Raw genomic sequence first — 22,799 nt, 5'->3', positions numbered from 1 at the left:
AGCGCCTAGCTGCGACGCAGCGTCGTCAGATCGAAGGATTCGGTGATCGCGTTCTTGGGCAGGCCGCTGATGTCGACGTCGGACACCATGAGGTTCGGCATGAGGAACAGCCAGTCGCTGGCCGCGTCCTCGCTGATGAGCCGGGCGGCCTTCTTCATGTTCTCGATCTGCGCGGCCTCGTCGCCCTCGTCGGCGGCCTTGAGCAGGGTCGCCAGCTCCGGGTTCTCGTAGTGGATGTAGTAGTCGGGGTTGCCGAAGACCGCCGGTAGATCGCGGGGTTCGACGTGCGCGACCATCGACATCTCGTAGTCGCCGCCCTGGAAGACGTTGGTCAACCAGGCCGCGGGAAACTCCAACGAATCGATCGTCACGCGGAACCCGGCCTGCTCCAGCTGGCTCTTGACGACCTGCCCGCACGCGGTGGCGTACGGCAGCGACGGCAACCGGAGCCGGACCGCGGGGTTGGGTGTACCAGCTTCCGCCAGCATCGATTTGGCCTTGTCGAGGTCGTGCGGCGCGACGCCCGTCAGGTCTTCGTACCAGGGGTCGGTCGGCGGCACCATCGAGCCGATGAGCGTGCCGCGGCCGGCCCAGCAGGTGTCGAGCAGCGCCTGGTGGTCGATGGCGGCGCGGGCCGCCTGACGCACCTGCACCTTGTCGAACGGGGCGCGTGCGTTGTTCATCGACAACACGACCTCCCCGTTGGTCGTGCCCTCGACGATCCGGTACTTGGGGTTGTTCTCGAACTGGGCCAGCGTTTCGGGGGCCTGCACGGTGGAGACCACGTTGATTGTGCCGGTGAGCAGCGCGTTGTTCAGCGCCGTCGGGTCACGGAAGTAGGCCAGCCGCACCTGGTCGAAGAACGGCGCCTGACCCCAGTAGTTCGGGTTGCGCTTGAGCGTCAGGGAGTCGCCGCGGTTCCACGCCTCGAGCGTGTAGGGGCCGGTGCCGACGGTGGTCGTCGCGAGCTGGTCGACGCCGGACTCGCTGAACATCGCCCCGATCCGCGTCGTCATGCGGAACAGCCAGTCGTTGCTCGGGTGGCTCAGGGTGACCTGCAGCTGCGTGGGCGAGAGCGCCTTGGCCTCGGCCACGACATCCATCGCTTTGGCCAGCGAGGTCGTCCAGTCGCTCTTGACGCGGTTGATGGAGAAGACGGCGTCGGAGGCGTCGAAGGTGTCGCCGTTGGTGAACGTCGCGTCGGGCACGAGCTCGAAGGTGTACGTCAGACGGTCGTCGCTGACGGTCCAGCTGCGGGCCAGGCCGGGCACGATCTGACCCTCCTCGTCCTGCTTGACCAGGCCCTCGTAGACGTTGGTGAGCAGCGCCTGAGGGATCGCGGCGCCGTCGGAGGTCGTGAAGTCCAGGCTCGCGGGTTCGGCGACGAGGCCGACGGTCAGGGTGCCACCGCTGGCGGCGGTCGCGCCGGGGGTGCCGGGTTGGCCGCTGCTCGTCTCGCCGGCCGAGCAGGCCGCCAGCACGAGGGAGGCGGTCGCAAGAGCGGCGCACGCCAGGGTGGCTCGGTTCGGGCGGCGGTGGGCCATGGGACGCTCCAGTCGTTCGCGAGGCGCGAGGTCGGCTCGTGGGTGTCGACGCACCGGCGGGTCACCGCCGATGCGGTCAGTGAACCATCCCACTGACACCACCGGCGGCGTTGCGACGGGTTTACCGTGGTGGTGTCGGGGGTCATTTCGCTCCGCGGAGGCGCAGGGGCGCCGACGAGGGCACGGACAGAAACACCAGGACAGACGCCGGATAAGGCGCGCGGGCGCCAGCAGGCGTCGGTGCTCCTGGCGGCAGCGCACTAGGAGGCCGACGTGACTCGACGCCGCAGGCAGCGCGCCCACACCGAGGTTTCGAACCCAGACCGCCCCGAGGGCGTGCGCGCGCCCAGAGGCGGCGAGCCGCCCACCGTGGCCGAGCGTGTGGCCGACGCCGCCGCCCGGTACGGGGTGCGGATCGCGCTCCACGAGATCCGCGATGGCGTCACCCGCGTCGTCACCTACGCCGAGTTGGGGCGGCGAGTGCGTGACCTGGCGGCCGAGTTGGACCGCGCGAGCGTGCCGGTGGGGGCGGCGGTGCTCGTCGTCGGACAAGGCCCGGAGGCGATCGTCGCCGAACTGGGCGTGGTCGCCGCCGGCCGGGTCGCGGTTCCGCTGGCCGACCTGCGACCCGACGGGCTGGCGGGGCTGGCGCAGCGAGGTATCACGCCGGCGGCCGTTGCCGCGCCGCCTGGGCAGGCCGGACTCGACTTCCCGGATGTTGCCGATCTGCCGCGATTGCCGCTGACCGTGGCCCCGCCACCACGCCGACGGCGGTTGCGCCTAACCCGCCCCGACACCCGAACCGCGCAGCGCCACAACCCGCACGACCCGGCACTCGTGCTCCCGGCGGCGACGTTCACGCAGGGGCAGCTCGCCGCCGGGCTGGCGGCGCTGGACGACTTGCTGCCGGTCACCCCCGGGCACCGGCACGTCACCCACCTGCCGGAGAATCCCGCAGCCAGCCGGGCCTTCATTTGGCACGCGCTGACCCACGGCGCCGAGCACTGCCACGTGAGCGACCTGCGGGAGCTGGCCGCAACGGCCCCGGCGGTCCTCATCGTCGACGCGGCGCAGGTCCCCAGCGCGGTCGCCATCGGCGGCGACGACGCCGAACCGAGCGGCCTCCCCAGCCGTACGGGGGCATCGGTCGATTCCCCGGCGACACCTGGTGGTCGGCCGAGGACGGGCGTCGGCCGGCTGCTGGCGCGGGCCCGCCGCCGAGCACGAGCGGCGGGCCGGGCGGTGCAGCGCGCGCGAGCCGTGGGGGCCCGGGTGCCGATCCTGACCCAAGCCGGACACGGCGTGCTCGAGGCGACCCTGCTGGCTCCGGCCCGCGCGGCGTTGGGGCGCGCCGAGGCGACGATCGCCTGCGGTCCGGCCGCGCTACCCCTCGAGGTTCTCGACGAGTTCTTCGCGGCGGGCCGCCCGATCTACCAGGCGTGGACGCCGCCGGAGGCGTTCGGCCCGGTCACCTGCAACACCCCGACACGCCTGCGATTCGGCACCCTGGGCACCCCGCTCGAGGGCCTGGAAGTCACCACCGGCAGCGGCCAGAACGACGTCGGTGCGGTCGTCGCGCGGGGTTCCTGGCTCAGCGAACCCGTCGGCCTTCCGGGCACTCAGGACGCCGACGGCTACCTCGTGCCGACCTACCTGACGAGTGAGGCATCCTCGTTGGCCGACGCCGACGACGAATTGGCGGTGAGCAGGTTCCTGGTGCGGCAGCAGTTGGGCCAGGTGGCCTATGTGTCGCACGCACAGGCACGAGCCCGATTGGGACTGGACGGCGTGTGATCTTCGAGCTGCGGATCATCCACATCGGTCGCCGGTAGGTCGATCCGCGGCAGCCGGCCATCCTGGCCTACAGGGCCAGCTGCGACAGGGCGTGGATGATGAACCCCGCCAGACCGCCGACGATGGTGCCGTTGATGCGGATGAACTGCAGGTCGCGGCCCACGTGCAGCTCGATCCGCTGGGCGGCCTCCTTACCGTCCCACCGGGCGATGACCTGGGAGATGACCGGAGCCAGCTCGCGGCCGTAGGTCGCCACGACGGAGGCGATGACGTCGGCGACTCGCTCGTCGACCCGCGTGCGCAGCTCCTCGTCGTCGATGAGCCGCTGCCCGAAGTGCACCGACTCCGCCACGAGGCGGCGGCGTAGCTGACCGTCCTCGTCCTCCAGGGAGCGCTGCAGGGTCGAGCGCAGCACCTCCCACAGCGCGAGCACGGTCTCGCCGGTCTGCGGATGGGTCAGCAGCACCTCCTTCATCGCCTCGGCCTTGGCCATCGTGGCCGGGTCCTCCTGCAGGTCGCGGCCCAGATCGGCGACGAGCTGGTCGACGGCCAGCCGCACCCGGTGGTCGGGGTTCTCGCGCACGTCGCGCACCCACTTGAGCGCCTCGGTGTGCACCCGGTCGGTGACGATGTTGTTGACCCAGCTCGGTGCCCACGTCGGGGCACGTTCGGCCACGATCGCCATGAACGTGCGCGGATTGTCCAGCAGCCACAGGTGCGCCTCGGCGAGCAGGATGTCGACGAGCCGCTGATGCACCCGGTCGCGGGCGACCTGTTCGAGCAGCTGCCCGGCGAGCGGGCTGATCGGTTCGCTCATCAGCCGCGGCAGCAGTGAGCCCTCGACGATCTCTTGCACGTCCTGCGGGCGCACGGCGGCCAACCCGCGACCACCCATGCGGGCGACCTCCGCGACGACCTTCTCGCTGGTCGCCGGGTTCGACAGCCACTGCCCGACCCGCTTGCTCGCCCCGACGGCCAGGTACCGCTCACGCGCCGCGTCGCCGGTGAGAAAGTGCCCGACGACGAAGTCCTCGAGGCTCTTGGCGAAGACGTCCTTCTTGCGCGGCACCAGCGCGGTGTGCGGGATGGGGATGCCCAGCGGATGGCGGAACAGCGCTGTGACGGCGAACCAGTCGGCGATCGCGCCGACCATCGCGGCCTCGGCCGTGGCGTTGACGTACCCCAGCCAGCCGTCGCGGTGCAGCGTCGCGACAAAGATGATCGCCGCGATGACCAGCAGCGACGTGGCGACGAGCCGCATCCGCCGCAGCGCCGCGGCCCGCTGCCGGTCAGCCTCCGACAGGTCGGCAAGCCCGCCGCGGCCGGGCGGATTGTCCGGTGGCGGTGACGAGGCTCCCTCGACCGGCGCTGCCGTGTCCGATGCACTCATGACCCGATTCTCCCCCGAGGCCGATGCTCCACCCATCGGCCCCACCCCGACTCCCGAAAGCCGCGGACGGCGCTGAGGCGCAACGCGAGTCGACCGAGGACGCGCGTCGGCGTGCGATCTTTGAGGCATGCCGACCCGCCAACTACGCCGGATCGCGCGGGTGTGGGCGTCCCCAGACCGGGGGCGTCACCTGTCGACCCGGCTGCGCGAGCTGAGCGACCGGGTGAGCCCCTACGCCGCGCGCATCACCCGCTTGACGATCGCGGCCGTGCTCGCCTACCTGCTCGCCCAGGCGATCACCCCCGGCAACACCGACCTCACCGGCCCGCTGACCGCGCTGTTGGTCGTGCAGGCCACCGCGACCTCCTCGCTGCGCAACGGCCTGGGCAGGGTTGCCGCCGTGCTGACCGGGGTGCTCGTGGCGATCGTGCTCTCGACGTGGGTCGGCCTGACCTGGTGGAGCCTGGGGTTGGCTATCGGCGCCGCCCTCACCCTGGCTCATCTGATGAAGCTCGGCGACCACATCCTGGAGACCCCGATCAGCGCGATGCTCATCCTCGGGGTCGTGCAGCACGACGTCGCAGCGCAGACCCGCATCATCAACACGCTCGTCGGTGCAGGTGTCGGGATGGCCTTCAACCTGGCGTTCCCGCCGCCGGTGCGGCTGCAGGCGGCCACCGCCAAGGTGCTCGACGTGGCCGGCGGCGCCGCGCGGGTGCTGCGGACCGCCGGGGAGCACCTGGAACACGGTCTCGACCGGCGCCAGATCGACATCTGGTTGCGCGACATCCACGGCCTCCTGCCGCTGGTCACGCAGGCGGAATCGGCGATCGCCGAGGCGCGCGAGCGGCGCCGACTCAACCCGCGGGCGCTCGTCGCGCTCGACACCATCCCGATGCTCCTCTACGGCGTCCAGGCGTTGGACCGCACGCTGCTGGCGGTCCGCCAGACCCTGTTGGCCTTCCGCAAGGAGGTGCCGGAACAGGACGAGCCGCAGACCGAGTACGAGCAGGAGCTGCGCCGGGCCATGGCGGTGGTGCTCGCCGACATGGGCGCGGTCATCGAGGCGTTCGGGGCGCTGACGGTCGCGGAGGCGAAGGGGCGCAGCGCGCAGGCCGAGGCGGCTCTGGCGGACACCCTGGACATGCTGCGCGAGACCCAGGCGATGCTCACGGAGTTCTGCCTCGTCGAGCCGGCCCGGGACTCCTCCGCGTGGCTGCTGCGCGGCTCGATCCTCGGCGGCATCGAGGGGGTGCTGTCCGAACTCGACCTGCACGCGCGGGTGCGCCGCCCCGACACCGGCGCCATCCCCCTGCGGCCTCTGCTGGACCGACATGGCCCGGTGCTGAACCGGCTGCTGCTGCAGGGCCAGCCCAGGCCGTCTGGATCGAAGGCGACGCAGCGGTACGGCATCGACTGAGGCGTGCTCGTCGAGGGTCGGTAACGCGCCGGCGCCGGCCACCCCCCGGAGAGGATGACCGGCGCCGATCGCGCGGGCTCTAGGTCAATGACTTGCGTGACCTACGTGGCCCTACTTGGCCGACAGCTGCCCCATCCACCGCTTGTACTCGGCGGAGGCGCGCTGGTTGTTGGTGAACAGGTCACCGCGGATGTAGCTGTCCGACTCGCTGAAGTAGCTCTCGTAGCCGATCCACTGCGCGTTCGTCTTCAGCCAGTCGTAGACGAAGTTGATGTACATCGGGTTGTCGCCGCCGCTGGCGCTGTTGGCCGGGGCGACACCCCACTCCGGGAGCACGAACTTCTTGCCGCGGCTCTTGGCGAAGTCGAGCCAGAAGTTCCAGCCGTACTGGCTGTCGAGGTGCTTGGCGATGTTGGCCGGCGAGGTGTAGCCGGGCCACCAGTCGTAGGCGTCCATGCCGATGTAGTCGACGTGCGCGTCACCGGGGTAGAACACGCGGGCGTCCTGCGTGTCGGTCTGGCCGGGGCCCTCGTTGACGACCCAGGCGATCCGCAGGTTCGAGCCACCCTTGCGGATGGAGTTCACCGCGTGGCGGTAGGCGGTCTTCCACTGCTCCGCGGAGCGGGCGTAGGCGGCGTGACGCCAACCGGGCAGGTTCATCTCCCAGCCGAGGCGGATGTAGGCGTTCGGGTACTTGGCGGCGACGAGCCGGCCGAACTGCTCCCACTGGGCGTTGTAGCCGCCGGCGGCGGCGGTGTTCAGGTTGCCGTCGTTGGGCCACAGCGGAACACCGACGTCGAGGGTGCCCTTGAAGTCAGCCGGGATGCGCTGGTTGTCCAGGAACCAGGCCCCCATCATCGAGCCCCAGTTGTCCCGCGAGGGGAAGACCGTGATGACGTCGAGCTTCTTGCCGCGCGAGTTCTCGAAGGCCGTGGCCACACCGGCGCGGTGCATCGGGAACACACCGGAGTCGAAGAGCAGGCCGCTGGGCCGGTTGGTCGATGAGGTCGGCGGGGTCGGCGTGTTGGTCGGCGTCGCCGTCGGGGTGGGCGTCGGCGTGGTCGGGGTGGGCGCCGGAGTCGTCGGGTTGGAGGTGGGGGTCGAGGTCGGCGTCGGGTTCGGGTTGTTCGACGCCGGGTTGGTCACCTTGGCGACGACGAGCGCGGACACCAGCGCGGAGTCCTTCTTGTTGTTGACCGCCAGGTTCAGGCGGCCGTCCTTGACCTCGACACGGAAGCTGCGGTCGTAGGCGCGGCCCTTGCCGGCATCCTTGAAGATGTCGACGTCGCGCAGCACGGTCTGACCCTCGGCGACGACATCGAAGACCCGCTGACCGGCGGCGGTCCACCAGGCCTCACGCATCTTCAGCGTGACGTCGTAGGTGCCATTGGCCACGGGCTGCGACCAGCTGTTGAAGCGCACCAGCTCGCTGCGGTACAGCTCCTGGTCGCTCGTGCCCGCAACGCGTTCGTTGCCGCTGTAGCTGGCGGCGAAGTCGCCGCGGTCGAAGCCGAAGCGGGCACTGTAGGTGTTGCCGGCGGCGTCCTTGGTCGCGTTCGGGTTGACCGACATGCGGGTGACGACCTGGCTGCTCTCCTGCTCCGCCGGCGCGGCGACGCGGTCGATCTGGATTGCGGAGACGAGCGCGGAGTCCTTGCTGGCGTTGAAGCCGAGGTCCAGGGTGCCGTCGGCGACGGTCACCCGGAAGGTGCGGTCGTAGGCGGCCTGCTGCCCGACGGAGGCGAAGATGTCGACGTTGCTCAGGGCGCCCTTGCCCTCGGCGGTCACGTTGAACACGCGCTGGCCGGCTGCGGTCCACCAGCCCTCACGCATCTTCAGCGTGACGTCGTAGGTGCCATTGGGCAGCGCTCGCTTGAAGGAGTCCATGCGCACCAGCTCGTGCCGGTACAGGGAGTGCTCGCTGGTGCCCTTGATCTGGGTTCCGGCGTCATAGGAGGCCGAGTAGTCGCCGTTGTTCGCTCCGCCGGAGAAGCCGGAGCGGGCTTGCCAAACGTTGCCCTTGGAGTCGGTGACGGCTTGGGGAGCCACCGTCATCCGCAGCACCGTGGTGCTCTCGTCCGCTGCGGCCGCAGCGGGGGTCATCAGGGCGGTTCCGAGCATGGGGAGGGACAGAGCGCAGGCCGACAGGGACGCGACGGCCGCCGCCCTGCGGGGACGCGCAGGGGTGCGAAGAGACATATGGGGGCTTTCAGTTGGGGGGAGGCGAGGGGTGTGGACGCCATGACCATCGGCCCCCGTTGCGGCAGCGCTGAGATTTCTCTCAGGCAGGCGTTTTGCGGCATATCTCACCCCGGTTTTTGGCTCAACCCTGCTCGCGGTCTCGGCCCGTCACCTGGCCGTGGCGACCGGAGGTCGAGTTCGACCGCAGCGCAGCCGTTTCGGCCTGCGCACCAGCCGCGTGGCGACGACGCGGTGTCGCGCTCGCAACGTCCGCCATCGGCGAATCGTCTCGAAATCCGGGACATTGATCTCGCTGCGCACCAGGCGTCATCCAGGCTCATCGCGACCACAGGAGTGGGCCACTAGGATCGGTCGGGCGCGCCGAGCGCGTGGTGCAGGGACAACGCGCCGGGAGATCAATGCCTTGGTGACGGATGCGCCGGCAACTGAACCATTCGCAATCCTTGGAGGTAGGTGGGGGATGAGCGTCCTCGTCGTCATGCCCACCCTCAACGAGGAGCGTTTTGTCGGGGAGGCGGTGCGCCAACTACTGCGCGACACCGACGACGTGCCGCTGCGCCTGGTGGTGGCGGACGGCGGCAGCCGGGATCGCACCCGAGCGGTGGTCAGCCAGCTGGCGGCGCACGACCCGCGGATCGAGTTGCTCGACAACCCCGGCCGCACGCAGTCGCGCGGGGTCAACCTGGCGGTCAGCCGGGCCGCCGCCGACGTCGACATCGTCGTGCGCACCGACTGCCACGCCGCCTACCCGGCCGGCTTCCTGCGTCGCGTCGTGCAGGGGCTGCGCGAGCTTCGTGACCAGGGCTGCGTGTCGGTGGTCGTGCCTATGGTCGCCGACGGCGGCACACCCTTTCAGCACGCGGTCGCGCAGACGCAGAACAGCCTGCTGGGCAACGGTGGGTCGGCACACCGCCGACTCGGGGAATCGCGCTATGTCGACCACGGGCATCACGCCGCCTTCGACCGCGCCGCCTTCGAGCGCGTCGGCGGCTACGACCCGCGAATGATGCACAACGAGGACGCCGAGCTGGATGTGCGCCTGGCAGGCGACGGTGGCCGGATCTTTCTGGACACCGGGGCCGCCATCACCTACTTTCCGCGTCGCACCTGGCGCGCTCTGGCGCGCCAGCAGTACAACCACGGCCGCGGCCGCGCCTGGAACACCGTCAAGCACCACTCCAAGCCGAAGCTGCGCCAGATCGCTCCCGCGGCGGTCACGGCCCTCAACAGCGCCTGCCTGCTGGTGGCCACCCGGCATCGCAGCGCTCTGGTGCCCCCGCTGGCCTACGCCGGCGCCTGTCTGGCGGTTGCGGCCCGCACCTCCCTCGAACGGCACGACCGCGACCTGCTGCTGATGGGCCCCATCGCGATGCTCACCCACCACGCCTGGGGCACCGGTTTCATCGGCGGGCTGCTACGCCACCCCGACTTCACCGCAGCCCCAGACGCGTCCTCACCCCAACTCGCCGAACGTCACACTCTCGGGTGACGTGCAGAAACGTGGCTGTGCGTGCCGCCGCGAACTGTGACTCTCGCGGCGGCAGCTCGATGCGGGCTGGCTCCATGCGCGAGCAGCGCGCGCCCGCCGCGGTGCCCGCGCTCAGACGACGTCGAGCAGATCGGCGATGGGTGCCAGAGCCCGGTCCCAGCCGTAGCGGTCGAGCACGGTAGCGACAACGGCCTCGTCGAGGACGGTGGGGCCGTGGTCGAGGGCCGCACGGAGCGCGTCGCAGAAGGCCTGGGCGTCCTCCGGAGTCTGGCGCACCGCGACCTCCGGCAGGCCGTCGAGCCCCGAGGCGCCGACGAACGTCGAGACGCTCGGCAGGGCGTAGGCCGCGTACTCCAGCAGCTTGATGCGCGAGCCGCCGCCCTCCAAGAGGGGGGCGACACCGAGGCGGGCCCGCGTCAGCAGCGGCTCCATGCTCGGCACGTCGGCCTCGACCCGGGCGCCGTCGGCGGCCTGCACGCGCTGCACGAACTCCGGCGACGGATTGCGGCCCGCGACGGTGAGCACCAGGTTCGGCCGCTCCTGGCAGAGCGCCTTCCAGGCGTCGGACTCCAGCAGCCACAGGATGCCGTTGATGTTGGGCCGCCAGTCCAGCGCGCCGGTGAACAGCAACTCGTCGGTGTTGATGGCGCCCGCGGCGAGCGCCTCCGCGCGTAGGGGCCGGCTGGGCGGGGTGACACCGTTGCGGGCCACGACGACGGCGTTACCGTCGGTGTCCGCGGTCACGGCCGCGCCGTCGGCGGCCGTGCAGACGACGGTGGGACGACGGGCCCCGACCCCCATCTCCAGGCGCCGCAGCAGCCGCGTCTCGGCGAGCGCGGCATAGTGCTGCCAGCCCGACTCGGCGTCGGCGCGCTGGCGCATGAGGTCGGACTCGACGTTGTGGGTGCTGAGCACGACCGGCAGCTGCGCGGGCAGCAGCGACTCCACCCCGAAGACGCACGTGTGGTCGACGATCGCCGCGCGGAACGGACCCAGCTGGTCCAGGCTCTCGCGCAGCCCCGTCAACAGGCCGGCGCCGCAGGTGCGGGGTGCCCCGAGGCTGCGGTACGTGAACGCCGACACGGCGTCGTGGGCCAGGCTGCGCGGTGGCGCCTGCCGCAACTGCTCGATGACGATCTCCGGCTCGATGCCCGAGTCGGGCATCGAGTCGGGCATCGAGTCGGCGGTCGGGTCGGCGAGGCGGGCGCCGTGCACTCCCTTGGGGTGCACCACGACGACGGGGCCGCGACGCGCGAGCCAGCGAACCAACGCCAGCGTGCGCAGCATGCCCCCGGAGGTGGCCGGCACGCCGAACTCCTTGGTGATCAGGAGGAAGGGCGCCTGGTCGGTCACCGAGTCGTCCGCGACGATCAGCGCCGAGTCGTGGCCGGATTCGGTGCCGCTGCCGGTGCCGTGCTGCGGCGCAGTGTCGTTGAACCGCTGCCGGGCGACCTCCACACCGCCGACGTGGGCGGTGCGTTGCACGAGGCCGCCGATGACGGCGCGGTACTGGCGCGACAGGTCGTCGTTGCCGGCCAGCTTCTGCTGGGCGGCGCGGAGGGCGTAGCCGGTGGCCATCGACGCCCGCATCACCTTGGCGGGCACGCCGCTGTGGTAGCGCTCGACGTAGTTGGCGAAGGACGCGCCGCGCAGCCGCAACATCTCGACCGAGGGCGCCCCGGAGCCGCCGGCGCCGTGGCGCACGACGACGTCGGAGCGCAGCACCTGGGTCAGGCCCTCTTCGCGGGCGCGGCGGCCGAACGACATGTCCTCGTTGTAGACGTAGAAGGACTCGTCGAAGCCGCCGAGGCGGGTGAACTCGGGGCCGCGCACGACCATGCAGGCTCCGGTCGTCCACTCCAGCTCGATGTGCTCACCGAGCTGCGGCTTGGCGTAGATGCCGTGCCGGGGGAAACGCTTGTGCAGCCCGAAGGCGTAGGTGGCGGTGCGCGCCAGGGTCGGCTCCCAGCCGCCGACGCCGATCTCGACATCACCGTCGTGACCGGTGACCGTCGCGGCGTGCGACACGGCCCCGGGGTCTTGCGCCACTCCGCGGGCCAGCGCCAGCAGGTCCTCGGCGGTGGGCCGAGAGTCCGGGTTGACGAAGGCGACATAAGGCGCGGTGCTGCTGAAAGCCCCGCGGTTGGCGGCGCGGGCGAAACCCTGACCGCCGCCGTCGACGTAGCGAACGTTGGGGCGGCCGTCCGCGAGCTCGCGCAGCCCGTCGACATCCCCGGAGTTGTCGACGACGACGACCGGCAGCTGCTGGCCCCACGAGTCGAGCAGCGCCTCGACGTGGTCGCGGCTGCGGTAGCTGACGAGCACGACCTCGAGATCGTCCCAGCCGACGGCGTCGGCGCTCGCGTCGATCTTCGTGTCGTTGTTCATGCCGACCCTCATGCCGATCGTCGTGTCGTTCTTCAGTGGTGCCGGCCCCGTGCCGGTCGTGCGCCCTAGCGGCCCTGTCGATGTCATAGCTGTCGATGTCATAGCTGTGTGCGTCATGTCCTTCCCGATCCCCCCGTGCCGCGCAGAGCGCGAAATTTCCCCTGGGCGACCCTACCCCGCTCCCCCACCCGGGCGCCTCACCACATCGACCGGAGGCCGTTGGGCAGGCCCCACAGCCGCCCGTTCGTCTCACCGTTCGGCCTGTTAACACCCGCCTCGGACGCCCGTTCAAACTCTTCGGTCGACCCGGGATAGGCTGTGGCCCGACCAGATTCATGGGCGGAGCCGACGGCGCCGACCGCCCGCCGGCAGGTGTTGCTCCGGTGCCTTGCGCATGCGACACGCTCGTGACGTGACGTTCACGGAGAACTTTGTCTAGACTCTGGTCTGTCGTCCAAGTCGGCCGTTCGGAACCACGGGGGACCCAGGGGCCGGCGACATGGGGATCGGGGGCTGCATCGCACGTGCCTTTTGGCGCGCGGGTGCGGGCTGATTTGTATTGGGAGGGGACTTCTGTTGTCCATTCATGAACGAGAGGCTGCTCGGGAATCCCGGCACGCGCGGCGTGTCGAACTTCCGCACACGGCAGCCGGTTCGGCGTCGCAGCGGGGTGCGACAGCCTTGACCACACCGTCGATGGACGGTGACATCTTCGCGCACTCGCATCGGTCCGGCACGTGGGCCGACAAGTACACGCGTCGCCTGCTGGGGCTCGACTTCCTGGTCGGCGGCCTCGTGGTGACGCTCGCTCTCATCATCGGGCCCGCGTCGGCCGACGTCGGTCGCGGCTACATCCTGGCCAGCCTGGCCATGCCGATCGTCTGGGTACTCACGCTGGCGATGTCGCGGGCCTACGAGCGCCGCTACCTGGGCGTCTCCGACGAGGAGTATCGCGCGGTGGGCCGCGCGACGATCATGCTGCTCGGCCTGCTGGCCGTCGCCGGCCTGTTCGTCAAGGTGCAGTGGAGCCGGATGTACGTCATCACCCTGATCGTCGGGCTGTTCCTGCTCGGCGTGCTGGTGCGTCGGCTCATGCGGCACTGGCTGCACCACAACCGTCGCAGCGGCGTGCTCATGCAGCGCACCGTCGTCGTCGGTCGCGCCGACGCGGTCGCCGAGCTGATCCGCAACATCAAGAGCTCCCCCGACCAGGGCATGGAGCCGGTCGCTGTGTGCACCTCGGCGATGGACTCGAACTGGAACTCCACGACCGATATCGATGGTGTGCCCGTACTGGGGACGCCGTTGGAGGCCATCTCCGCGGTGGATCTGTGCGACGCGGAGGTCGTGGTCGTCACGTCCCACCCCGAGCTGGTCGGCAAGCAGCTGCGCCGGCTGGCGTGGGCGCTGGAGGAGCGCGGGGTCGAGCTCGTCGTCTCCACGGGTCTGCTCGATGTCGCGGGTCCGCGACTGTCGATCCGCCAGTCCACGGACATGTCGCTGCTGCACATCGAGCGTCCGGCGGCCACGCGCCGCTCGGTCATCCTCAAGAGCCTCATGGACCGCACGCTGGCGTTCTTCCTCATCCTGGGCCTGTCGCCGCTGCTCATCGCGATCGCCATCGCGATCAAGGTGACTGACCCCGGTCCGGTGATCTTCAAGCAGAAGCGCGTCGGGGTGCGCGGCGACATGTTCACGATCTTCAAGTTCCGCACGATGTGCGTCGACGCGGAGAAGAAGCTCGAGTCCCTGCTGCACATGTCCGAGGGCAACTCGGTGCAGTTCAAGCTCAAGCGTGACCCGCGCATCACCGGCATCGGTCACTTCCTGCGCAAGTACTCCCTCGACGAACTGCCGCAGCTGTTCAACGTGCTCTTCGGCACGATGTCGCTCGTCGGCCCGCGCCCGCAGAGCCAGGCCGAGGTCGAGCAGTACGAGCCCGACGCGATGCGCCGTCTGCACGTGCGTCCCGGCATGACCGGCCTGTGGCAGATCAGCGGCCGCAGCGACCTCGACTGGGAGCAGTCGATCCGCCTCGACCTGCGTTACGTCGACAACTGGTCGCCGATCGTCGACCTGCAGATCCTGTTCCGCACGTTCCGCGCAGTCGTCGCCGGCTCCGGCGCCTACTGACGCTCGCACCGCTGCGCACACGAAGAGGCGCTCAACCTGGATTGGGGTCCGGGTTGAGCGCCTCTCGCATGCCCAGCCCCATCCCCGCCGTTCAGGCCAGTGGGGATGGGGCTGCAGAGGTTTACAGGTTGCCGCGGCGGGCCTGCTCGCGCTCGAGGGCGACGAACAGGGCCTTGAAGTTGCCCTTGCCGAAGCCGAGGGAGCCGTGACGCTCGATGAGCTCGAAGAAGACCGTCGGGCGGTCGCCGAGGGGCTTGGTGAAGATCTGCAGCAGGTAGCCGTCCTCGTCGCGGTCCACGAGGATGCCGCGCTTCTGCAACTCCTCGATGGGCACGCGAACCTGCCCGATGCGCTCGCGCAGCTCGGGATCGGAGTAGTAGGAGTCGGGAGTGTCGAGGAAGTCGACACCCTCGGCGCGCAGAGCGTCGACGGTGGCCAGGATGTCGTTAGTGGCCAGCGCGAGGTGCTGGGCGCCCGGACCGCGGTAGAAGTCCAGGTACTCGTCGATCTGCGACTTGTGCGTGGAGATCGCCGGCTCGTTGAGCGGAAACTTCACCCGGTGGTTGCCGTTGGCGACGACCTTGGACATGAGCGCGGAGTAGTCGGTGGCGATGTCGTCACCGATGAACTCGGCCATGTTCGTGAAGCCCATGACCTTGTTGTAGAAGCCGACCCACTCGTCCATCTTGCCGAGCTCGACGTTGCCGACGATGTGGTCCAGCGCCTGGAACAGCCGCTTGGGGGCCCCGTCGCGCTTGACGAAGGTGCTGGAGCGCGCGACGTAGCCGGGCAGGTAGGGGCCGTTGTACCGAGAGCGGTCGATGAGGGTGTGGCGGGTCTCGCCGTAGGTGGCGATCGCACCGATACGGATGGTGCCGTGCTCGTCGGTCTCGTCGTGCGGCTCGACGAGGACGGTCGCGCCGACCTTCTTGGCCTGGGCGATGCACTTGTCGACGTCGGGCACCTCGAGGGCGATGTCGACGACGCCGTCGCCGTGGCGGGTGTGGTGGGCGACCAGCTCGCTGTCGGGGTCGACCGCACCCTTGAGCACGAACCGGATCGAGCCGCTGCGCAGCACGAATGCCTTGTGATCGCGGTTGCCGTGCTCCGGGCCGGAGTACGCCTCCAGCTCCATGCCCCAGGCGGACTGGTAATAGTGCGCCGCCTGGGTGGCGTTGCCGACGACGAAGACGATCGCGTCCCAGCCGGTGACGGGAAACTCGTCGCCGGACTCGTCGTACTCGACCAGCCCGACCAGCTTCTTCAGCTGATCGACATCCAGGTCGGCCAGCTTCTCCTCGTTGGTCAACGTCTCCTGAAAACTCATGGGCCCACTCCTTCGGGGGTTGACTGCAGGATCGCCTCCGGGGCGCTCGCGATCGGCGGCGGCCGGAGGTCGTCGTGCTGGCAAGTCTCGACCACAGGGGGCGACCGGTCAACGGTCACGAGCTGCGGTAGTGGACATGTGCACTTTGTAGAGCAATAACGTCTATTGACTGCACATATTGCGCACTCCTCGATGAGCCCGGGTCGCTGAGTAGCGAACGCGAGCCCGATCGGGAAACCTGGCACGTATGACGAGCCGACTCATTCCGCCGGGAGCCCGCGAGGAGTACCTGGAAACGAACCTGGGGCGGGTCCGGGTGCTGCGCAGCACCGCGAACGCCACGCCGGGTGGGGCGCTGCCGCTGCTGTTGATCCACGGCGGCGGGTCGGACAACGCCGCGATCTCGTGGTTCGAGCTGTTCGAGGCCTTCGGTGCCGACCGCGAGGTGCTGGCCTTGGACCTGCCCGGATTCGGGTATACCCAGGTGGAGCCGGTGGGCGGGCCGCGCGACCAAGGGGACTTCGTCGCTGCGATGGCCGGGCGCCTGGGGGTGGCGCGGGCGGTCGTCGTCGGCGTGTCGATGGGTGGTGACGTCGCGATGCAGGTCGCGCTGCGGCATCCGAACCTGGCCGCGGGCCTCGTGCTCATCGCACCGGGCGGACTGGTCCCGGTGTTCCGCAACCGCCAGGCGAATCTCGTGGCGTGGACATTGGCGAGCTTGCCGGATCGGGCGATGGACCCGCTGGCCCGACTGGCCAACCGGTACGTGGAGAAGGCGCTCACTTCGATGGTCCACGACGTGGCTACGCTGCCGCCGCAGGTGCGCACGGAGTTTCTGGCCGAGGCTGCCCGCCACCCCGAGGGCATGGGCTACCGCCGCTACAACCAGGCGTCGCTGGCGCCGACCCGGATGCGCAACAACCTGCTCCCGGTCGTGCACGAGATCGGAGCGCCCACCCTGTTCTTCCACGGCCGCCAAGACACGCTCGTCTCGCCGTCGGGGTCGGTCGACGCGGCCCGGCGCATGCCCGACGCCCGCCTCGTGCTCGTCGACGACTGCGGGCACTGGGCCCACCTGGAGGCCTCCGACCGCTTCCGTGCCGAGCTGTCAGCTTTTCTCAGCGAGTTGGGACGCTAGCCTGCGCCCGTTCGATCCCCGGCGCCCGCAGCGATCGAACGGTGCCGGACACCGCGTCGCGGGCCCGCTCGAGGCGGGCGCGTTCGGCGGCGCTCACCCCGCGGTCCGCTGCAGCGACCTCCAGGGGGACGATCCTGGCCGGCCGCTCGCCCGTGCTGCGCAGCACGGTCGTGGGCACGTACTCCACCCGCTCGGTGGACCAACGCCTCTGCTTCGACCCGCCTGGCTCGGGGGCGGCGGGGGCACTCCGGGCACGAGTGAAGGTGACTCGGGCGGCAACGCCGTCGTCCACGCCGGGCGCCCGAGTCGCGTGGTGGGCAACGGCGTTGCCCAGGCCGTAGAGCACCCACGTGTCGCCGATCCGATCGAAGGGCTGCACGACATGGGCGTGGTGGCCGTAGATGAGGTCGATCTGGCCCGAGTCCGCGAGGGTGCGGGCGATCCGGCGCTGCGCTGCGGTCGGCGTGCTGGCGTACTCCGCACCCCAGTGCAGGCCGGCGAGCACGAGATCGGCGCCGTCCGCTCGGGCCGCCTTGGCGGAGGCGATGAGGCGGGCCGGGTCCAGCAGCGCCACCGACCAGGGGGCGTTGCGCGGCAGCGGGATGCCGTTGGTGTCGTACGTGCCGGTGATGACGGCGATGCGCACGCCGCGCGCCTCGATCATCAGGGGGCTGCCGGCGTCCGCGGCGGTGGCCCAGGTGCCGGTGTGGCCCAAGCCGGCCGCGGCCATGGCGTCGATCGTGTGGATCAGGCCGGCGAACCCGGCGTCGAGGCTGTGATTGGAGGCGGTGGTGCAGCCGTCGTAGCCGACCCACGCCAGGGCGTCGAGGATCTGCGGCGGCACCGAGAACGCCGGATAGCCGCGGTAGGGGCCGCCGGGTTCGGCGACGGGGGTTTCCAGGTGGCAGACCGCGGCGTCGGCCCCGTCGATCAGCGGGCGCATCGCGGCCAGCATCGGCCGGAAGTCCAGTTCGCCGGCGCGCTTTGTCGCCGAGGCGTCGCGCTCGGCGGTGCGCCACAGTGGCGGATGCACGAGCGTGTCGCCGGTGAGCACGACGGTCACACTTTGGGCCGGCGCGGGCGTGCGCTCTGGCGACGGGGCACCCGCGCCCTGGGTCGGGCCGTCCGTCGGCCCGTACGCCGGCGCTTGCGCGGCCTCTTCCACGGCGAGCTGACCGCCGTGTCCGATCGGTGGGGCCTCGCGCTGTGTGGCTGCCTGGGTGACCGTCGACGCCCGGTCCGGCGGCGAGGCCGCCCGCTGGCAGGCAATGACCCCGAGCAGTCCGACGACCGCCAGCAGGGTGACGATGGCTCGCCGCGCCGGAGCAGCAGCGCGTCGGGCCCCGCGGGGTGAGGTCATCGAGCCTCCGAAGTTGACCCCCCAACGGCGCCGCTCAGCGGCGAAACATCCTCTCCATCATGCCATTTCGACGGCAGATGGCCCGCTGGACACTCCTTGTCGACCGGCTCGCCCGCGTCGGTAGCGCGGCGACGCGGGGACGCAGCGACGCAGCCCAAACGCCAGCGGGTGGGCCGCGGACTTCGCGTCGGACATCATCGGCAGGACAGCTCTGGCTCGATCGGGTCGAAGTCATAGGCCTGCGAGACGAGGAGGGAGGCGCTGCCGTCCTTGTCCCATTTCAGCTGGTAGTCGCCGTTACGGATCGGGGTGCCGCCGTCGTCGACGAAGTAATGGCCCGTCATCCACACTGGCCCGCCGTGGCGACCGATGGCGCCAACTGACGCGTCACCGCTCATGAGAAAGGCGGACTCGCGGGCCACGACGCGGCAGCCGTCCGCGCCGGCGGGTTCGAGGATCGTGAATGTCGTCGTCATCAGGGACTCCGACGAGTGGAGGCACACAAGAGAGAGGCAGAGGAGCCCGGTGCCGATAAGTCCCGGGACCCTGGGTCGGCCGGTCTGCACCCCGATCCAGACCGCGGCAACGAGGGCTCCCACGACCAAGCTTGCGTGGACTGCGAAGGGGGGAGCCAGGAGGCCCCCGATGACCACCGGTGGAGCGAAGCAGCCCAGCACCGCGACAAGGATGGCGAGCGCGACCGCTGCCGCTCCGGCCCTTGGCCATGCTGCCTGCGCCTGGCCTGGTGTCGTCATCACAGCATCGTCACCCATCGATCCGACGCAGGAAGTCCTCCAGGAGGGGGCCGGCCGTCGAGGCGCCGCCGGCTCCGTCCTCGACGAAGACAGCGACGGCGAGGTCGTCGTGGATCCCGATCATCCAGGCGTGCGTCTTGGGTGGGGAGTCGGTGCCGTACTCGGCGGTGCCGGTCTTCGCCAGGACTGGACCGCCGGGGACGTCGGCGAGGAAGGTCGCAGAGCCTTGGGTGACCACGCCCCGCATCAGTGAGCGGACCTGCTCGCCCTCCGCGGGAGTGAGCGGGGCCACGACCGCGGGCGTCGGGGTGAGCTCGGCGTCGAGGACCATGCGGGGAGTCACGATCGATCCGTGCTGGATGCTGGCCGCCACGGTGGCCATCCCGAGCGGGGTAGCCAGCACCTTGCCCTGGCCGATGATGGCCGCGGCAAGGTCGACCTCGGTATCTGCGTCGGGGACGTCTCCCAACGCGGACGGGACTCCGAGCTGAGGTGACTGAGTCAGGCCGAGTGAGGCAGCAGCGCCCCAGAGGGAGTCGGGCGCCAGTCGATCCCTTTCGGCGATGAAGGCGGTGTTGCAGGAGTTGGCGAACGCGGTGGCGAAGGGGATGTTCCCGGTCCCGGTGGCGGGATAGTTGTCGTAGTTCTTGAAGGACCGTCCATCAGCGGTCGTCGTGGTTGTGCAGGGCACGCTGCTCTGCGGGGTTAGGCCGTTGCGGAGCAGGGCCAGGGCGGTCACAGCCTTGAAGGTTGAGCCTGGCGCGTACTGCCCCAGGGTGGCAGTCGAATACCCCTTGCTGCCGGGTCCGCTAGCCGCGGCCAGGACGTGGCCGTCTGAAGGACGGATCGCCACGATCGCGCTGGCGGGCTTGATGTGGGCCAGGGTGGCTTCCGCAGCGGACTGTTGCTCCTCGCTCAGGGTGGTGCGGACCGACTGGCCGTGCTTGGCGTCGACGGCGTGCAGCTCGCGGGTGGAGCCGTCGTCCTTCACCGCTTCGACGACGTACCCCGGGATGCCTTGGAGTCGCTTGTTCTGGGCGGCTTGCAAGCCGCCCAGGCCGACGATGTCTCCAGCGCGAACCGCGCCCTTGGACTGCTCTACCTGCTCGGCGGTCGCCGGGCCAACACTGCCGAGGATCGGGCGTGCGAAAGTGCTGCTCGGGGCCAGAGGCAGCACGTCTTCGATGACTCGGGCCCCGTCGATGGAGTCCATCTCGATGCTCAGTGAGTCGATGCCCGTGGTGTCCGCGCGCAGTGTGATGGCCTCGACGAACGCCTTGGGACCGGCACCCACGACGGCGGCCACGAAGGGGCCTTGGTCGACATCGACGAGCCGAGCCACCGTGCGCGCGCTGCGGGCTGCGGCAGCCTTCGACGAGGCCTCCCCTCGGTCGATGCCGATCCGCACGACCGGGCGAGCGGTGACCAGCGAGGCGTCGCCATCCCCCAGGATCTCGCCACGGGCAGCCAGCAGGCGGCGAGCCCTCAGGTTCTCACCCTCCCGAAGGCCGGGCACCAGGATCTCGGCGTCCCAGCCACTGCGCCAACTCTCGCCGTCCCGCTCGATAGCCACCGTGGTGGGGTACGCCCACGGAGTCTTGTCCGCGTGTACCCGCCACTCGTGATTGAGAGTGACAACGCCCTTCTTCCGGTCCTCGTCGAGGTCGACCCCTGCCACAGTGACGGCGTGGGGGATCTTGCCCATCCCTTCGAGGAGTGTCGCCATCTCCTCGGCGTCGGGGGCGCCGTCAAGTCCCGCCAGCGGTCGACCGCCTTGGAGGTCATCCGCGACCTGTGCCGCGAAGGAACGAGCGCTGTCCAGCGCCAGGTCGCTCTGACGCATGCCGTGCCACCACCAGCCAACGAGACCGCTGCCTGCGAAGAGTGCCAACGCCACGGCGATGGCCATGCCCCGAAGGCTGCGGCTCCGACGGCTCAGCAGGCCTGTCGCCGGCGCATCGCGGCGTTCGCCTCGTCTGCTCATGAGACCCAACGCTTCCCCGTCACGCATCAAGAGTCAAAGACTATGGATCGCCTCATCTCATATTCATCTCATATCATTGGGGTTTAGCCTGATCAGGTGGACCTCGTCAGGCACCTGCGCTTCTTCATCGCCGTGGCCGAGCACCGTCACTTCGGCAACGCAGCGGCCAGCCTCGCGATGGCACAACCTCCGCTCTCGCAGGGAATCCAGCGGCTGGAGCGACACCTGGGACAGCGGCTCTTCGACCGGGACGCTCGCCGGGTTGCACTCACCCCATCGGGGGCCGCGCTGCTGCCCGAAGCCCGAGAGCTCGTCGGGCAGGCCGACACATTCGTCGAGACCGCCCGAGGATGGACCGACGACGTCGTGGTCAGAGTCGGCCTATCCCCCGATCTCGACGACTACGCGGGGCGCGTTATGGCCCACCTCGCTGCCGCCGACGTTCACATCAGTCCCCGGTTGGCGGGGAGCAACGAACTCCTCGGTGAGCTGCGAGAAGGCGACCTCGACATCGCTCTCGTCCGCCACCCGTCCCCTGTCGATGGGCTCCTCGCCGGGGACGTCCTCACCGTCCGGGGGACCATCGATGCCGACGCTCTCGAACGCGGGGCACCCGTCGTCCTGCCACCTCGCGCACACCACCCTGCCGCGCACGACCAGATCGTCGATCACCTCCACAGGCTGGGCTTCGACAACCCGGTTCGTGAGATCGAGCTCCACCAAGAACGGCAGGCATGGATCGCGGCGGGCATGGGCACCGGAATCACCAGAGGTGTTGCCGACTCGCAGGACACTCACAACTCCGCGCAGATACCGATGCGGTTCCGGGTGGTTGTCCCCGTCATCACCGAGCAACGCCCTGGCATAGACCACGCCCGCCTCTCCAGGCTTATCGAGACTGCGATGCGATGAACCAAGACGAGCTCATCTCTCGCCTGGACTTCCTGGCCGAGGACTCGGGCGTCCAGGTGTGGGTCCACGCACGCCGCGTCACCGACGCCGCCGATGAGGTCGCCCTCGACGCCGACGTGCCCGTCCCCATGGCCTCGCTCTACAAGGTGCCCCTGGCCGGCTGCTGGGCCGAGCAGGTCGACGCCGGGACCCTCGATGCGACAGCCGCTGTCACGTTGCTTCGGGACAATCGAACGGCCGGACCTACTGGCGTCAGCGCACTCCTGGACGACGTGGTGCTGAGCCAACGCGACTGCATCCGGATGATGCTTGCGCTGTCCGACAATGCCAGCGCCACCGCCGTGCTCGACTTGGTCGGCCACGCTGCCGTTCAAAACTGGATCGTGCGGTCAGGCTGCACCAGCACCACTGCCCGCCGTGGGACCGCCGATGCGATGCGCGCCGTCATCGCCGAGAGCGGGGGGCGAACCCTCGACGAGGCCCTCCAAGCCCTCGCCGACCCGTCCACCGACCGAACGACATCGGAGTACGATCCCGCCCTGACAAGCAGCTCCACGGCGCGGGACCTCACCTCGATGCTCGCCCAACTCTGGACCACCGGGTACGCCGAACCGGTCCGCGCAGGGATGCGCCACCAGGCATGGCGCCACCGGGTCGGAACCGGCTTCCCCCACGACGACGTCACCATCGCCGGAAAAACAGGGACGCTCGGGCGTCTGCGCCACGAGATTGCGGTCATCGAGTACCCCGAGGAGACCCCGATCGCTGTCGCGATAATGACTCGCTCACTTCGCCCCGAGACGCACCAGCCGCGCGTCGACGCGGCAATCGGGACGATCGCCCGCCTGGCCGTGAACCGTCTCCGCCGCGCCCCTCAAACCCAATGACGGTGGTCGATCATCACCCTTCCTAATGGCGGTGCGTGGTTGGGCCGACCGCCGGATCGGCCCAACCACGGTGCAC

Annotated in this window: 15 protein-coding genes; 7 read left to right on the top strand and 8 right to left on the bottom strand. The window is 70.0% G+C overall.

Features of this window, described 5'->3' with window-relative positions; all coding sequences use genetic code 11:
- Positions 1 to 5: 5 nt before the first annotated feature.
- Positions 6 to 1,544, bottom strand: coding sequence for an ABC transporter substrate-binding protein (locus tag KILIM_RS01630; protein WP_006590864.1), 1,539 nt, complete (start codon positions 1,542 to 1,544; stop codon positions 6 to 8).
- A gap of 273 nt (positions 1,545 to 1,817) precedes the next feature.
- On the opposite strand from KILIM_RS01630, the gene KILIM_RS01625 reads away from it, so the two are divergent.
- A complete protein-coding gene (locus KILIM_RS01625) occupies positions 1,818 to 3,338 on the top strand; it encodes an AMP-binding protein (RefSeq protein WP_006590863.1) in 1,521 nt (506 codons plus the stop codon).
- 67 nt (positions 3,339 to 3,405) lie between these two features.
- Here KILIM_RS01625 and KILIM_RS01620 read toward each other — a convergent pair whose 3' ends face one another.
- A complete protein-coding gene (locus KILIM_RS01620) occupies positions 3,406 to 4,728 on the bottom strand; it encodes a DUF445 domain-containing protein (RefSeq protein ID WP_006590862.1) in 1,323 nt (440 codons plus the stop codon).
- 127 nt (positions 4,729 to 4,855) lie between these two features.
- On the opposite strand from KILIM_RS01620, the gene KILIM_RS01615 reads away from it, so the two are divergent.
- Positions 4,856 to 6,148 carry an FUSC family protein gene (locus KILIM_RS01615; protein ID WP_006590861.1) on the top strand — a complete coding sequence of 431 codons (1,293 nt, stop codon included), beginning with the start codon at positions 4,856 to 4,858 and terminating at the stop codon, positions 6,146 to 6,148.
- 111 nt (positions 6,149 to 6,259) lie between these two features.
- On the opposite strand, the gene KILIM_RS01610 is transcribed toward KILIM_RS01615, so the two are convergent.
- The gene (locus KILIM_RS01610) at positions 6,260 to 8,269 is read right to left on the bottom strand and encodes a malectin domain-containing carbohydrate-binding protein (protein WP_217997027.1); all 2,010 of its coding nucleotides are present in this window, start codon (positions 8,267 to 8,269) and stop codon (positions 6,260 to 6,262) included.
- Positions 8,270 to 8,810: 541 nt separating this feature from the next.
- Between KILIM_RS01610 and KILIM_RS01605 the strand changes: the two genes are divergently transcribed.
- The gene (locus KILIM_RS01605) at positions 8,811 to 9,839 is read left to right on the top strand and encodes a glycosyltransferase family 2 protein (RefSeq protein ID WP_006590858.1); all 1,029 of its coding nucleotides are present in this window, start codon (positions 8,811 to 8,813) and stop codon (positions 9,837 to 9,839) included.
- Positions 9,840 to 9,950: 111 nt separating this feature from the next.
- Here KILIM_RS01605 and KILIM_RS23015 read toward each other — a convergent pair whose 3' ends face one another.
- A complete protein-coding gene (locus KILIM_RS23015; RefSeq protein ID WP_006590857.1) occupies positions 9,951 to 12,227 on the bottom strand; it encodes a glycosyltransferase in 2,277 nt (758 codons plus the stop codon).
- A gap of 681 nt (positions 12,228 to 12,908) precedes the next feature.
- Here KILIM_RS23015 and KILIM_RS01595 point away from each other — a divergent pair.
- Positions 12,909 to 14,360: a sugar transferase gene (locus KILIM_RS01595; protein ID WP_246308507.1), complete on the top strand. Its 1,452-nt coding sequence runs from the start codon at positions 12,909 to 12,911 to the stop codon at positions 14,358 to 14,360.
- Positions 14,361 to 14,481: 121 nt separating this feature from the next.
- Here KILIM_RS01595 and hppD read toward each other — a convergent pair whose 3' ends face one another.
- Positions 14,482 to 15,687, bottom strand: coding sequence for a 4-hydroxyphenylpyruvate dioxygenase (gene hppD / locus KILIM_RS01590; protein WP_006590855.1), 1,206 nt, complete (start codon positions 15,685 to 15,687; stop codon positions 14,482 to 14,484).
- 247 nt (positions 15,688 to 15,934) lie between these two features.
- Here hppD and KILIM_RS01585 point away from each other — a divergent pair, with 247 nt between their 5' ends.
- Positions 15,935 to 16,825: an alpha/beta fold hydrolase gene (locus KILIM_RS01585; protein WP_006590854.1), complete on the top strand. Its 891-nt coding sequence runs from the start codon at positions 15,935 to 15,937 to the stop codon at positions 16,823 to 16,825.
- Here KILIM_RS01585 and KILIM_RS01580 read toward each other — a convergent pair.
- The 3 genes from KILIM_RS01580 to KILIM_RS01570 form a co-directional block, all read right to left on the bottom strand.
- A complete protein-coding gene (locus tag KILIM_RS01580; RefSeq protein WP_006590853.1) occupies positions 16,806 to 18,185 on the bottom strand; it encodes a CapA family protein in 1,380 nt (459 codons plus the stop codon). The genes KILIM_RS01585 and KILIM_RS01580 overlap by 20 nt on opposite strands.
- A gap of 194 nt (positions 18,186 to 18,379) precedes the next feature.
- The gene (locus tag KILIM_RS23820; protein WP_157551387.1) at positions 18,380 to 18,661 is read right to left on the bottom strand and encodes a hypothetical protein; all 282 of its coding nucleotides are present in this window, start codon (positions 18,659 to 18,661) and stop codon (positions 18,380 to 18,382) included.
- A gap of 289 nt (positions 18,662 to 18,950) precedes the next feature.
- On the bottom strand, positions 18,951 to 20,849 hold the full coding sequence (locus KILIM_RS01570; protein ID WP_006590851.1) for a penicillin-binding transpeptidase domain-containing protein: 1,899 nt from the start codon (positions 20,847 to 20,849) through the stop codon (positions 18,951 to 18,953).
- 171 nt (positions 20,850 to 21,020) lie between these two features.
- On the opposite strand from KILIM_RS01570, the gene KILIM_RS01565 reads away from it, so the two are divergent.
- Positions 21,021 to 21,836: a LysR family transcriptional regulator gene (locus tag KILIM_RS01565; protein ID WP_006590850.1), complete on the top strand. Its 816-nt coding sequence runs from the start codon at positions 21,021 to 21,023 to the stop codon at positions 21,834 to 21,836.
- On the top strand, positions 21,833 to 22,723 hold the full coding sequence (locus tag KILIM_RS01560) for a serine hydrolase (protein WP_006590849.1): 891 nt from the start codon (positions 21,833 to 21,835) through the stop codon (positions 22,721 to 22,723). Before KILIM_RS01565 ends, KILIM_RS01560 begins: the two co-directional genes overlap by 4 nt.
- Positions 22,724 to 22,799: the final 76 nt, after the last annotated feature.

This window comes from Kineosphaera limosa NBRC 100340 (genome assembly GCF_000298215.1).
In the GTDB taxonomy this organism is placed as follows: domain Bacteria; phylum Actinomycetota; class Actinomycetes; order Actinomycetales; family Dermatophilaceae; genus Kineosphaera; species Kineosphaera limosa.
This window is presented reverse-complemented; position numbering and strand designations above follow the sequence as displayed.